The sequence below is a fragment of the Streptomonospora arabica genome, from assembly GCF_039531585.1.
GTDB lineage: Bacteria > Actinomycetota > Actinomycetes > Streptosporangiales > Streptosporangiaceae > Streptomonospora > Streptomonospora halophila.
This window is the reverse complement of sequence record NZ_BAAAQI010000021.1, coordinates 1-12,573: the sequence shown is the minus strand read 5'-3', so window position 1 is coordinate 12,573 and position 12,573 is coordinate 1. Positions and strand designations below refer to the sequence as shown.

Annotated in this window: 11 protein-coding genes and 1 pseudogene; 3 read left to right on the top strand and 9 right to left on the bottom strand. The window is 71.6% G+C overall.

Annotation, left to right across the window (positions count from 1 at the left end; all coding sequences use genetic code 11):
• Positions 1 to 428: 428 nt before the first annotated feature.
• The 5 genes and pseudogenes from ABD284_RS22980 to ABD284_RS22965 all read right to left on the bottom strand — a co-directional run bounded on the left by ABD284_RS22980 (position 429) and on the right by ABD284_RS22965 (position 5,983).
• Positions 429 to 2,252, bottom strand: coding sequence for an acyl-CoA dehydrogenase (locus ABD284_RS22980; RefSeq protein WP_344147485.1), 1,824 nt, complete (start codon positions 2,250 to 2,252; stop codon positions 429 to 431).
• A 226-nt stretch (positions 2,253 to 2,478) separates the two neighbouring features.
• Positions 2,479 to 2,736: pseudogene (locus ABD284_RS25850) on the bottom strand (hypothetical protein); the annotation flags it as partial.
• Positions 2,737 to 2,869: 133 nt separating this feature from the next.
• On the bottom strand, positions 2,870 to 3,517 hold the full coding sequence (locus ABD284_RS22975; protein ID WP_344147482.1) for a DUF1449 domain-containing protein: 648 nt from the start codon (positions 3,515 to 3,517) through the stop codon (positions 2,870 to 2,872).
• 310 nt (positions 3,518 to 3,827) lie between these two features.
• Positions 3,828 to 5,141, bottom strand: a complete 1,314-nt coding sequence (locus ABD284_RS22970; protein WP_344147479.1) for an MFS transporter — start codon at positions 5,139 to 5,141, stop codon at positions 3,828 to 3,830.
• 197 nt (positions 5,142 to 5,338) lie between these two features.
• On the bottom strand, positions 5,339 to 5,983 hold the full coding sequence (locus ABD284_RS22965) for a GntR family transcriptional regulator (protein WP_344147476.1): 645 nt from the start codon (positions 5,981 to 5,983) through the stop codon (positions 5,339 to 5,341).
• A gap of 1,143 nt (positions 5,984 to 7,126) precedes the next feature.
• Between ABD284_RS22965 and ABD284_RS22960 the strand changes: the two genes are divergently transcribed.
• Complete coding sequence (locus ABD284_RS22960) at positions 7,127 to 7,504, top strand: hypothetical protein (protein ID WP_344147473.1); 378 nt, start codon at positions 7,127 to 7,129, stop codon at positions 7,502 to 7,504.
• 222 nt (positions 7,505 to 7,726) lie between these two features.
• On the opposite strand, the gene ABD284_RS22955 is transcribed toward ABD284_RS22960, so the two are convergent.
• Positions 7,727 to 8,494, bottom strand: a complete 768-nt coding sequence (locus tag ABD284_RS22955) for a TetR/AcrR family transcriptional regulator (protein ID WP_344147470.1) — start codon at positions 8,492 to 8,494, stop codon at positions 7,727 to 7,729.
• 71 nt (positions 8,495 to 8,565) lie between these two features.
• Between ABD284_RS22955 and ABD284_RS22950 the strand changes: the two genes are divergently transcribed.
• A complete protein-coding gene (locus ABD284_RS22950) occupies positions 8,566 to 9,828 on the top strand; it encodes a DUF418 domain-containing protein (RefSeq protein ID WP_344147467.1) in 1,263 nt (420 codons plus the stop codon).
• An 85-nt stretch (positions 9,829 to 9,913) separates the two neighbouring features.
• Here ABD284_RS22950 and ABD284_RS22945 read toward each other — a convergent pair whose 3' ends face one another.
• From ABD284_RS22945 to ABD284_RS22935, 3 genes are all read right to left on the bottom strand, one after another.
• A complete protein-coding gene (locus tag ABD284_RS22945; RefSeq protein WP_344147464.1) occupies positions 9,914 to 10,489 on the bottom strand; it encodes a hypothetical protein in 576 nt (191 codons plus the stop codon).
• A gap of 178 nt (positions 10,490 to 10,667) precedes the next feature.
• Positions 10,668 to 11,582 carry a DNA-processing protein DprA gene (locus ABD284_RS22940; RefSeq protein WP_344147461.1) on the bottom strand — a complete coding sequence of 305 codons (915 nt, stop codon included), beginning with the start codon at positions 11,580 to 11,582 and terminating at the stop codon, positions 10,668 to 10,670.
• Positions 11,583 to 11,907: 325 nt separating this feature from the next.
• On the bottom strand, positions 11,908 to 12,207 hold the full coding sequence (locus tag ABD284_RS22935) for a hypothetical protein (RefSeq protein ID WP_344147457.1): 300 nt from the start codon (positions 12,205 to 12,207) through the stop codon (positions 11,908 to 11,910).
• Between the two features lie 124 nt (positions 12,208 to 12,331).
• On the opposite strand from ABD284_RS22935, the gene ABD284_RS25845 reads away from it, so the two are divergent.
• Positions 12,332 to 12,409: a DUF397 domain-containing protein gene (locus ABD284_RS25845; protein ID WP_386699707.1), complete on the top strand. Its 78-nt coding sequence runs from the start codon at positions 12,332 to 12,334 to the stop codon at positions 12,407 to 12,409.
• Positions 12,410 to 12,573: the final 164 nt, after the last annotated feature.

Genomic DNA, 12,573 nt, shown 5'->3' with positions numbered 1-12,573 from the left:
CCCGGCCACGTATCGGCGGCGGTCGGGCGAGCGGGCAGCCGGCGGGGTGGCGCGGGTCGCGCGGCGCACGGCCCGGCGACGGGCGCTCAGCTGATCGCGGCCTTGCCGCGGCCGACCACGAGCCGGTATCCGGCCGCGCCGGCGGCGCTGAAGCCGGGGACGCCGATGCTCAGCAGGCCGCACGGGATGGCGGAGCACCGTGGGCCGTGGGCCGCGTGTCGGCGGGCTCCGGGCCGGGGGAGCCGAGGCTCTCGGCCCTAGCCGGTCGGGCGGCTCGCGGAGCCGGCGCGCCGCACCGGTCGGCGGTCGGCGGCGCTTCGGTGCGACCGCCGCAGGACGCGCGACGGCCCGGTGCGCAGGGGTCGTGCGCACCGGGCCCGAAGTCCGGGGCGGGCGTGCCGCTCCCGGGGCGGGTTCGGGGCGGGCCTCTAGAAGGCCGACTCCGGGAGCTCCATCAGGTCCAGGCCGACGTTCTCGGCCAGCGCGCGCTCGGTCGCCAGGCGCGGCAGCACCTGGTCGGCGAAGAAGCGGGCGGCGGCGACCTTGCCGGTGTAGAAGTCGCGGTCGGCCCCTTCGGCGCCGTCGAGGGCGGCCAGCGCCACCTCGGCCTGGCGCAGCAGCAACCAGCCGAGCACCAGATCGCCGGCGCTCATCAGCAGCCGGGTGGTGTTCAGCCCGACCTTGTAGAGCTCGTCGGTCTGCTCGGCGGAGCGCATCAGGTCGCCGACCATGGTCTCGACCATCTTCTCGACGTGCCCGGCGGCGTCGGCGAGCGCGCCGCGCTCCTCCTTGAGCCGGCCGTTGCCGGCCTCGCCCGCGGCGAACTCCTTGATCCCGCCGACGAGCCGGCCGAAGGCCTCGCCGTTGTTCTTGACGATCTTGCGGAAGAAGAAGTCCTGCGCCTGGATCGCGGTGGTGCCCTCGTAGAGGGTGTCGATCTTGGCGTCGCGGATGTACTGCTCGATCGGGTAGTCCTGCAGGTAGCCCGACCCGCCCAGGGTCTGCAGCGACTCGGCCAGCAGCGAGTAGGAGCGCTCGGAGCCCACGCCCTTGACGATGGGCAGCAGCAGGTCGTTGAGCGCGTCGGTCTCGCTGTAGTCGGCGCCCTCGTGCTGGGCGATCTGGACGGCGTCCTGCTGACTGGCGGTGTAGATGACCAGCGCGCGCAGCCCTTCGGCGTACGCCTTCTGGGTCATCAGGCTGCGCCGGACGTCGGGGTGGCGCGTGATGGGCACGCGCGGGGCGGTCTTGTCGGCCATCTGGGTGAGGTCGGCGCCCTGCTTGCGCTCCTTGGCGTACTCCAGCGCGTTGAGGTAGCCGGTCGAGAGCGTGGCGATGGCCTTGGTGCCCACCATCATCCGGGCGTGCTCGATGACGAGGAACATCTGCCGGATGCCGTCGTGCTTGTCGCCGACGAGGTAGCCCACGGCGGGGTGCTTGGCGCCGAAGGTCAGCTCGCAGGTGGTGGAGGCCTTCAGCCCCATCTTGTGCTCGACGTTGGTGGCGTAGACGCCGTTGCGCTCGCCGGGCGAGCCGTCCTCGTTGATGAGGAACTTGGGTACCAGGAACAGCGAGAGGCCCTTCGTGCCGGGCTTGGCGCCTTCGGGGCGCGCCAGGACCAGGTGGAAGATGTTCTCGGTCATGTCCTGCTCGCCGGAGGTGATGAAGCGCTTCACCCCGTCGATGTGCCAGGTGCCGTCGCCCTGGTCGACGGCCCGGGTGCGCCCGGCGCCGACGTCGGAGCCCGCGTCGGGCTCGGTGAGCACCATGGTGGCGCCCCAGCCCCGCTCGATCGCCTGGTGGGCGATGCGCTTCTGGGCGTCGTTGCCCTCCTGGTAGAGGACGTTGGCGAAGCCCGGGCCGGCGGCGTACATGTGCACGGCGGGGTTGGCGCCCAGGATCAGCTCGGAGGCGGCCCAGGCCAGCGAGCGGGGCGCGTTGAGGCCGCCGAGCTCCGGGGGCAGGTCGAGGTTGTACCAGCCGGCGTCGATGAAGGCCCGGTAGGACTTCTTCAGGCTCTCGGGCAGGGCGACGCTGTTGGTAGCCGGGTCGAACACCGGCGGGTTGCGGTCGGCGTCCTCGAAGGACTCGGCGACGACGCCGGTGGCGAGGCGGTTGACCTCGTCGAGGATGGTCCGGGCCGTGTCCTCGTCCAGCTCCTCGAACGGGCCGCCGCCCAGCACGTCCTGGCGCTTGAAGACCTCGAAGAGGTTGAACTCGAGGTCACGGAGATTGCTCTTGTAATGCGACATGGGCGCGCTCCGCTTGTCCGGGCCGCTGTGTGTCCACACGCGATCTACTGACTGGTAACAAATATAGGTTACTACCCAGTAGTAGAGATCTGCCAGCGGGAGGCCGCACTCGGCCGGAGAGAGTCCCGTCACCCCACCGAACCGCCGCCTCGGGACCTGCCGGATCCGCACGGCAACGGGGGCGCGGCGCTGTGCGCCGGGCCCCCGCCGAGCAGGAGGCCCGCCCTCAGCCGCCTCCGGCCCGCATGCGGTCGGCCGCGCGCTCGATGGCGGTCTCGACGGCCCCGACGCGGTCGGCCAGCAGGCCCATGGCGCCCACCGCCCGGTTCAGCGGGTCGTCGCCGTCACCGCCCAGCGCCTTGCCGCGCAGGGAAGGCTTTGACGCCCTCCCAGCGCCCGGCCTCCTCGGGCGTGAGCGTGCCGCGCAGCTCGCCCAGCTTGGGCAGGTCGGCCTCGGCCCCGAGGGGAGCGTCCGCGCCTCGCCCGGACAGGACGTTGCCTGTGCAGCGCCGGTGCCCCGCGGCACCCGGGCAGCGAGGGGACGGCGGCAGCCGTCGCAGGTCGTGGTTGTGGCCTGCGGCAGCGGTACCGCGGAGGCGGCGGTCGGATTCAGGCCTTCAGGCCGAGGACCCGTGGTCGGACGCGGAGTCGAACGGAGTGACGCGGTAGACGCCGGACTCGGAGTCGTAGTCGAAGATGAGCGCGGTGCTGCCCGCGCTCAGCCGCTCCTCGCCGATGGTGCGTACCTCGATCAGCGACGACGAGCCGTCGCCGCCGGAGATCTCGGCCTGGCCGAACGCGCTGTCGACCCTGCCGGTGCGCACGACGCAGGTCCGGCCGACGACGTCGGCGCCTCTGCTCCGCCGCTCCGCGGGCAGCAGCCTGCGCAGCCCCATGACGATCGCACTGGTTACACCCCAGGCGATGATCACCGCCGCCACCAGTATCACCAGTGCCAGGGCGATCATCAGGGGAGAGGAGCCGGCCGGCGAGCCGATCAGCACGGTTCCCACCAGGCTCACGAACCAGGCCACCGCGATCAGCAGCGACAGCGCCACGGTCACGGGCACGCCGCCGAGGCCGACGGCTCCGAGGGCGCCGCCGAACCCGCCGGCGGAGCGGGAGTCGGGACCGGCGGCGCCGTCGAGGACGTCGGCTTCGACAGCGCCGAGGATCACGAACAGCCAGTAGCCCGCGACCACCAGCAGCAGAACGCTGAACAGGACCGTGGGAAAGGACAGCGAGGCTTCGAGCAGACCACGCATAGCTCGCTGGAGCCCCCCGTCGCACACCGGACCGACCGCGCCAGCGGCATCCGGCACGTGCGCACCGACTTTACCGAAGGGGGTGCGCGCCCCTGCAGCCCCGGCCGGTGCATTGTCCTCAACCGGTCAGCAGGCCGCCCGCCCCGGCACCGGCGGTCGCGAAAGGGCCACCGGGCAGGGGGTTCGCCTGTCCCGCACGGCCGGGAGCCGGAGGCCGCCGACGCGCCGCTGCGGCCCCTCGGCGCCCCTCCCCGACCGCTTGCGTCGTCACCCGGGCCCGCCCCCTGGCGCGGTTCCCTCGCCAGTGGGCTCAGCCGTCGGCGACCGGGCGGGGCGGGCGCCTCCAGAGCATGGTCACGAGCGCGCCGCCCGCCAGTGCGGTGGTCACCGTCAGCGGCACGAACGCGGCCTGGAACCCGGCACCGGTCTCCAGCACCACGCCCGCCGCCACGGTCACCACGACCGTGGTGAGGAAGCCGCTCATGTTCACCAGCCCCGAGGCCACGCCGGTGCGCTCGGCGGGCAGGCCGTCGCGGGCGAAGTCGAACGACAGCGCGGGTGCCGCGACGGCCCCGGCCGCGCTGACCATGAGCACCGCCAGTACCACCCCGGTGGGCGGGAGGCCGCCGGGCCAGCCGACCACGGCCAGCCAGCCGACCGCGAACAGGCTCGCCAGGGTCGTGGCCAGCGGGCGCCGCACCCCCGGGTGGCGTCCGGCGAGCGCGCCGATGAGCGGGGAGACCCACAGCACGGCGGCGCCGATTCCGGAGAGCAGGGTGCCGGCCACGCCCGGGGCGAAGCCGACCCCCTCCACGAGGAAGGGGTAGCCCCACAGCACGCCGAGCGTCGTGTACGGAGGCATGATCGCGGCGTGGTGGACCATACCCAGCCGCGGTCCGCGGGTGCGCAGCGCCTCGGCGATGCTCTCCAGGGCGCGGACGCGGGGCCGCGTACCCGCGGGCAGCGGCCCGGTGGGGCGGTCGCGCACCACCAGCAGCACGAGCAGCGACATCACCAGGGTGACCGCGGAGAAGGCGAGGAAGGCGCCGGTCCAGCCCAGGCCGTGCAGCGCGAAGGACAGCGGGGCGACGCTGGCGGCCTGGCCGATGCCTCCGGCCACCCCGGTGAGCCCGCTGACGAGCGCGTAGCGGGAGCGGGGGAACCACAGCGCGGCGAGGCGGATGACGTTGAGGAAGGTGACGGCGTCGCCCATGCCGATCAGCACCCGGCCGGCAATGGCGGTTCCGAGGGAGGGCGCGACCGCGAAGAGCGCCACGCCCACCGCCATCAGCACCGCGCCCGCCGTAAGCGAGACCCGCGGGCCGACCCTGTCGGCGAGCAGGCCGGTGGGCACCTGCAGCACCACGTACACCAGCAGCTGCAGCATCGGGAGCATGGACAGCAGCGCCGGGCCCGCGTCGAAGCGCTCCTGGGCCTCCAGCGCGGCGGCGCCCAGCCCGTTGCGGTGGAACATCGCCAGGAAGTAGACGCTCACGCCGATTCCCCACACCAGCCAGGCGCGGGCGCCGCCGGCGGGTCCGGCGGGGACGGTGCGGGCCGCGGACGCGGCGGGGCCGGCCGGTGCGGTCGTGGTTGTCGCGGTGTGCGCGGCGGTTTCGGTCATGGCGGCAGCGGAGGCGGTCGACGGTGCGGAGGACGTCGCAGGTCGCGAGGACGAGGAGACGTCGGTCACCCGGTCACCGGATGAATCACGGCGCACCGGGCCCACCCGGCCCGGACGTCGCCCCCTCCGCGGGCCCGCCCTGCGGAAGGCGCCGCGAGTACCGGTGCCGGCGGAGGTGGAATCGCGCCCGGCGCCGCTCACGTTCGCGCCCCCAGCAGCTGTGCGGCCCCGTCCAGGTGGACCTGGACGGCGCGGCCCGCGGAAGGCGCGTCGCCCGCCTCGACGGCCGCGAGGATCGCGGCGTGCTCGTCGATGTTCCTGCACATCCGCGCCACGGTGCGGACCCCCTCTTCCATCATGCGCAGCTGCCGGTCCCGCAGTGAGTCGTACAGGCCGACCAGGATCGCGTTGCCTCCGGCGGTGACGATCTCGCGGTGGAAGCCGCGGTCGGCCAGGACGAACGCCTGGCGGTCGCCGTCGACCTCGGTGCGCATCCGGTCGAGCAGTTCGTTCAGCCGCACTGCGAGCGCGCCGCGTTCCCCGGCCTCGGCGGCGGCCGCCTTCTGCGCCGTGTGCCCTTCGACGAGCCGCCGCGTCTCGATCACGTCGTCGATCTCGTCCTGGGAGACGGGCACGACCAGGGCGCCCCGCTTGGGGTAGAGGCGCACGAGGCCTTCGGCCTCCAGGCGCAAGAGCGCTTCGCGGACGGGGGTGCGGGACACGCCCACCCCGGCGGCGATGTCGCCTTCGCTGATCAGATCGCCGCCGGCGTAGCGGCGGTCGAGGATCGCGTCCTTGGTGTGGCGGTAGGCGCGGTCGGTCGCCGAGGTCTTTGTATGCATCTTGTATCTATGCTAGCGGCGGCCTGCGGCTCTGTGGCGGCATACGCGGGAAGAAGAGGGGTGTGACCGGCCACGTCCGGCGGTGGCGCGGAGCACGCCGCGCCGGGGGCCCGGCGCAGCGGAAGCGGAGAAGGGGCGGGCCGCCGCAGTGAGCGGGCCGTAGCCTGAGCGGCTCCGCCGGCTCCGCGCGCGGATGAATGCGGATGAATGTAGGGACCGCGTGAGTCTCTGAGGGCCCCTCGCCCCCTCGCGCTCGCTCTCGCGTCCACGCGGGGGCTTGCAGGGAAGCGCGACGGCGTGCCGGACGGTGGGGAAGGCCTCTCGCACGCGCGCGAGGGGCGTCAGGAGGCGCACACCGGCGAGCGCGGGGCCGGCGCTCGGCCGCGGCTCCCGCGCCGCCCTGCGGGCGACCTGAGCGGCGCGGCGGGCCGGCCGCCCCGTCTTTCCCGGGCGCCGGGTGCACCGCCGGTGCGGAGGAGTCGAGTGGTCGCGAGGATCCTGTTGGTCCGGTTGGTCCCATGGGGGCGCAAAGACACGGTGATTCCGTCGCAAACCGGGGTCGAAACGCCGGGTCGGTACGAATGCGACGCGGCTCCAAGCACCTCTCCCGGATACCACGTTGGGTGACTGCTCGGGTACTCGGCGCCTACAGAACGGGGGGTGCGGCACCCGCTTCGCAGTCGACCGGCAGATTTGTACGGTTCAACAGGTTTTGAGCGGCGCGGAGCGCTCGAGGGGACCCCTTCCGGCCCCGGGATTGCCGCTCTTAGCTGGGATGACGCGATCGGTGCCCCTCCGTCGCGCCGGGTGACCCACCTGACGTCCCTGGGGGGTGGCGGGCGGCCAGCTGTGGCCACGAAACGCCGAAGAAGCTGTCGTGACCTGCAAAAACTTCCCGTCCACCCGCATGTCACCCCGTGCTTGCCTGTGGCATGGGTCACATTTTCGAGGGTCGACCCCTAGGGGGCGATTGCTGCTACTATCCGGAGCGCAAAGAATAACCAGGAGGTAACGACAGAGTTCGCTGCCTACCAACTTTGCGAAGATCGTGGATCTTTGACTGCCCGGCCCATGCTCGGACCGCGGTCGCGCCCCCTTGCGGATGGCGTTCCACGGCAACCGGACTGATCAGGAGACGTCGAAGTGAGTCACTGGCGGTTGAACAACCCGCGGGCCAACCGCGCGAAGGCGGCGCTGGCCAACCGCGTGAAGCACAGACCCCGGCACGCGTTCTGCGCCGAACGGGCCGTCACCGCACTCTGGGACGAACTCGTGGCGATCGCGGCAAGCCCGATGTACCGGGCCGGCACGTCGGAACTCGCGGTCATCTCGGTCATGCGCGGTATCAACGTCTGGTGCCGCGACGGCAAGTTCTTCTGGAACGACCTCTTCGGCAGCACCGTCACCCACCCGGCGAACGACCCCGCCGGCGCGGCGGCCCTGCTGAACTCCCTCTCCTTTCCCTTCACCAGCCCCTTCCAACGCGGCCGGCACCACGCTTCCTCCCTCTCGGCCGCTTGAAGAGGCGACGGCGTCGCTGAGCCTGCGTCAGAGCGCCCACTCGGCACCGGTCCGACGGTTCCCCCGCCCAGGTCGGCGAGTGCCGCTCCTACCCACTCAGACGCCGCATCGGCCCGTTGAGTTCCCCCCTTCCCGCGAAAATCTCGCACCATCCCGTCTGCTTCCCGACACTCCTGCGGCACAGGTGTGTCCGCATCACGCGCGGCGGCGCCCGCCGCCACCTCAGTCGGCGCCGCCGCGCTCCCTCATGAGGCCCTCGACGCCGTCGAGCATGCGCCGCAGGCCGAACTCGAAGACCTCGTCCGCACCCGGCGGCGCGCCGACGCCGAGCGCCGCGGCGAAATGCGGGTAGCGGCCGAAGTCCACATGCTCTTCCAGAAACGCGTCGCGCGTCGCACGCCAGGTCTTCGCGCTCTCGCCCGGCCCCTCGTCCGAGGCCGGATCGGTGGCGTTGCGCGCCATGCCGCGAACGAGGCCGTCGATCCCCTCGACCACGGTGAACCGCTCCGCGTCGGTGAGGCCGGTGCCTTCCAGCACGCTCAGCGCCGAGTCGAACCAGGCCATCAAGTTCGGTCCCGGCAGCGGGCGGTCCGAGGCGAGCTGCAGGATCCACGGGTGCCGGCGGAAGCCCTCCCAGTCTGAGCGGGCCGCGGCCTCCAGCTGCTCGCGCCATCCGCCCGGAAGGGTGTGCGGCAGCACGCCGTCGCCGATCATCGCGTCGAGCATGAGTGCGAGCAGTTCCGGCTTGCCCGGGACATAGGTGTACAGCGACGCCGTGCCCACCTCCAGGCGCTGGGCCACCCTGCGCATGGACAGCGCGGCAAGCCCCTCGGCCTCGGCGACCTCGATCGCGGCCTGTACCACCCGCTCGCGGGTGAGCCCCTGTCTCGGCCCGCGGCTGGGGTGCGGCTCGTCCACGCCCCACAGCAGCTTCAGCGCGGGCGTGGGGTCGTTGTCCGGCACGGCGGCGGCGTTGTCGTGAGTAGTCATCTTGCAGACAGCATAGAACTCCGTATACCGTTCGGAGAAATAATATCGAATGGTGTTCGGAGTTTCTGGCCATGGATGTCCGCACACGCCCCGCCGCGCGGGGCGGAGTACGCACCGGCGAGCGCGCTCTCGCCCCCGATCTGGCGCGCGGCGCCATGCTGCTGATGATCGTTCTGTCCAACACCGCCTTCTTCCTCTACGCCGCCGAGCACGGGCCGTCGGGCTGGCACCCCGTCGACGGCTCCGCGGCCGACCGGGCCGTGCAGTTCGCGATGATCACGGGCCTGGACCTGCGCGTGTTCCCGCTCTTCGCGTTCCTCTTCGGCTACGGCATGATGCAGGTCATGCAGCGGCAGACCGCCGCCGGCGGCACCGAGCGCGGCGCCGTCCGGGTGCTGCGCCGCCGCAGCCTGTGGCTGCTCGCCTTCGGCCTCCTGCACGGCGCGCTGCTGCTGGGCGGCGACATCCTCGGCGCCTACGGTGTGGCGAGCCTCGTGATCGGCGCGCTGTTCCTGCGCCGCCGCGACACCACCCTGCTGGTGTGGGCGGGGATCGCGGTCGCTCTCCTCGTGTTGGGCGAGGTCGGATCCGCGCTCGACGTCCTCGACGCCGGGAACGCCGCCGCCCGGGCTGTGGACCCCTCGACGCTCTACTACGCCTCCGGTGAGGAGAGCTATCCCGCCTCGGTCGCCACGCGGTTCTCCACGTGGCTGTTCGTCGCCTTCGGGGGCGGGCTGCTCGGCTTCTCCTTCCACGCGGCGATGCTGCTCGGGTTCTGGTGCGCTCGACGGCGCGTGCTGGAGGATCCGGGCCGGCACCTGCCGCTGCTGCGCACCACCGCGGTCGCCGGCCTGGCGATCGGATGGCTCGGCGGACTGCCCGCCGCCCTCGCCCACATCAACGCGGTGGACGCCCCGCCCGCGGTGCTGGCGGAGGCCGGGCCGCTGTACGCGGCGCAGTCGATCACGGGCCTGGCGGGCGGACTCGGCTACGTCGCGGTGTTCGCGCTCGTCGCCCGCGCCCTCTCCGCCCGTGCGCGGCGCAGCCTCCCGGTCGTCGCCGTGGCCGCGGTCGGCAGGCGGTCGCTGTCCTGCTACCTGGCGCACTCGCTGATCTTCGCCCCGCTGCTGGCGGCCTGGGGCCTGGGTTGGGGCGCGCATCTGACCAGCTGGAGCATGGCCCTCTTCGCGGTCGGCGTCTGGCTGGTCACCGTCGTCGGCGCCTGCGCCCTCGACCGCGCCCACCGCCGCGGCCCCGCGGAGGCGGTCCTACGACGGCTCATGTACGGCCGCCCCCCGGCGTCAGCGGAGGACAGGGAGGGCGGCACGCCCTGAGCCGGAGCCACCGGATCAGCGCTCCGGGCTGATTCCCCGGATGGCCAGGTCGAGCAGGCGGCGCAGTTGAGCCTCCCCAGTCGACTCAGTGGGAATGGTGGACGCACCGGGCGGCGTCGAAGGTCGTGTTCTCCACCGCGGTCAGTAGCGGTCGGGAATGCGTCCAATCGGGGTTGATCTGCCGCGCGAGCACGAGGACCGCGACCGTGGCCGCTCCTGCCTGCTTCAATCGATAGGCCGCCGACTGGGCCCGCGCGCCGGTCACCCAAGTGTCATCCACCAGCAGCACTGCAGGGGCCCCCGCGCCGCTCGCAGCCAGCGGGTCGGCGGTGAACCAATGGGGAGCGAATTCCCGGCTGTCAGGGGAGACACCGGCATTGACGCCTAAACGCACCAGAGAAAGCCTGGGAACCACTGGGGCGAGCAAGTCCTGCAGCGGATGGCTCTTCCTCGCGGTTTTCGTGCTGGGCACGAAGGCCACGTGGGTGAATCCGCCGACGCCCGCCTGCGCCTGCACGCATCGTGCGTGGTATTTGCTGAAGTGCCAGAAGAGGCAAAGCAGTCGCGTCTTGGCTGCTTCGGACGCATAGGCCGCTTTGTAGACCCGCAGATCATGGTCATGCTGATTACCGCGGACCCGATAAGTGACCGCTGTGACCACATCTGCGATTCCACCGTCCGCTGCAGCGCGGGTCTCTGCGCACTTGCTGCATTCTTCGCCGTCCGAATGCGGGACCGCGCCGAAGCAGACGTGACACATGCCCGGGACGCCGACACGGACAGGGCGGAGGTACCGGCTTTGGTTGGCGACTGTGCGCTCGACGAAATCCCAATCGGGTTTACCAGTCAACCTCGGCTGCCCTGGCCAGTTGGTCCGCCGAAGTCTCGGCTTCGCTGATGCGTTCGTTCACCACGTTCAGCAACTCGTCCATATGCGTGACGACGTATACACCCGGACGTCCGGCGAAGCCGCTGGCCCAGCCCGTGGTTTCGACCAGGCGGCCGAGCAGGATCAGGGGGCGACCATGCTCTAGAGCCATACGCGCCTGGATCCGGGCTCCGCTGTGCTCACCTGCCTCCACCACGACAGTGGCCGCGGCATACCCGCTCATCACCGCATTGCGCATCGGAAAGCTCTGTCGGGTGGGGGCGGAATCCGGCAAGAACTGGGAAAGCACCATGCCCCGATCGGCGATGGTCTCCTGCAGCTCATGATTCTGCGGCGGGTAGGTGCGGTTGATGCCTGTACCGAGCACCGCAACGGTACGCCCGCCGGCCTCTAGAGCCGCGGTGTGCGCTGCCGTGTCGATCCCGGAAGCCAAGCCGCTGACCACCGTGACGTGTTCTTTGGCGAGATTCGCCGCGATTTCGGAAGCGGCCGAGATACCCCGGTGAGAGGCGGAACGCGAGCCGACGACGGCGATTGCGCGCCGGTCGTGCGCCGATCGGCCTCGCGTCCACACCAGCAGCGGCATCTCGTGGATCTCTCGCAGCTGCTCCGGATACTCCTCGTCGAGGAAGCAGAACAGCCGACTGCCGCGCAGACCGCCCTCGGTGACGATAGCCCTCGCGTGTTCCACCTCGGACAGCTCATCGATCGTCTGCGGAAAAAGGGTGTCCTCACCGGCGGCCTGTCGCTGCAGGACGGTACGAGCGCTGCCCGCGTCCATCACGGCTTCTCTGATCGCGGACCGTTCAGCGCCGCTGCGCAGGACGAGAGCGAGCATGGCGGTCCGCTCGTCGATCGGCAGCATGCCCTCGATGGTAGGACCGGGGCCTCCGCCCGCCAACCCTGACATGACATCCCCCCTGCGGCGGTCGTCCTGCTCACACCCAGGATAGAACAAACGTTCGAACTAGGCTACCGTGGTGCAGCCGGATGCGAGGGTGCCCCTCTCGGCGCGCCTTCGAGCGTGAGCACGTACCGGCGTACGCGCGGGGGTCGGGAGGCTCGCGGCGTGCGGCGCTCACCGGGGAGGGGCGGCAGCCGCCACTGCTCGGCGAGCGGGTGTCCGCAGAAGCCGCAGATCCCGCCGAGGTTGGGACGGGTGCACAGGCGGCACGTCCATTTCCGTGTGGTCACCGGGCACCGCCTTCGTCGAGCGGGAAGCCGAACGGGTAGATGCAGGGGTCCCACGAGGCGCGGATGCGGTTGAACAGCCGGAGCTGGAAGTCCTCCGGATCGAGCGCCGCCGACCAGCAGCGTCGGCGGCAGCGGAGAGCGCGGCGCACGTAGACGTCGACGTGCTCGCCGCCGGGCGCCGTGCGCCACTCCATGACCACTGTCCCGGCCTCGGCGCCGACGGCGAAGACCGCACCGGAGCCGGGGATCTCCCGCCAGGACCGGGGGTGCTCGACGAGCCCCTTCGCGCCCCTCACGACGCCACCGGTCCCGGCTCGAACCGGACCCACCGGACCTGCGCGGCGTGCAGTCCGCGGGAAGGGCGTACCAATCGGGCGATAAGCGCCACGGGATCGAGCAGCGCCAGTTGGAAGATGAGGGATGAACTCTAATACCAAGTGGCACAAGAGCAGCTACAGTGGGAAGCGGGAGCCGAACTGCGTCGAGGTGGCTGAGTGACTGTTGGGTATGCGGGTAGCGGCGTTGGGTGACCAGCCATGCCGGATGCCCGAACATGACGCAGCCCCGGAATGATCGCGTGGTGTGTGCCAATGCAACGATTCCGGGGCCGCTGGTGCCCGATGCTACCCCTCCGACCTCTCCGACGCCGCCTGGGCGGTGAT

What these genes read in the sequence shown, in the direction of transcription:
- ABD284_RS22965 (WP_344147476.1), bottom strand. Translation starts at nt 5,983, where the DNA reads ATGCATACAAAGACCTCGGCGACCGACCGCGCCTACCGCCACACCAAG.
- ABD284_RS22980 (WP_344147485.1), bottom strand. Translation starts at nt 2,252, where the DNA reads ATGTCGCATTACAAGAGCAATCTCCGTGACCTCGAGTTCAACCTCTTC.
- ABD284_RS22975 (WP_344147482.1), bottom strand. Translation starts at nt 3,517, where the DNA reads ATGCGTGGTCTGCTCGAAGCCTCGCTGTCCTTTCCCACGGTCCTGTTC.
- ABD284_RS22970 (WP_344147479.1), bottom strand. Translation starts at nt 5,141, where the DNA reads ATGACCGAAACCGCCGCGCACACCGCGACAACCACGACCGCACCGGCC.
- ABD284_RS25845 (WP_386699707.1), top strand. Translation starts at nt 12,332, where the DNA reads ATGAACTCTAATACCAAGTGGCACAAGAGCAGCTACAGTGGGAAGCGG.
- ABD284_RS22955 (WP_344147470.1), bottom strand. Translation starts at nt 8,494, where the DNA reads ATGACTACTCACGACAACGCCGCCGCCGTGCCGGACAACGACCCCACG.
- ABD284_RS22940 (WP_344147461.1), bottom strand. Translation starts at nt 11,582, where the DNA reads ATGCTGCCGATCGACGAGCGGACCGCCATGCTCGCTCTCGTCCTGCGC.
- ABD284_RS22950 (WP_344147467.1), top strand. Translation starts at nt 8,566, where the DNA reads ATGGATGTCCGCACACGCCCCGCCGCGCGGGGCGGAGTACGCACCGGC.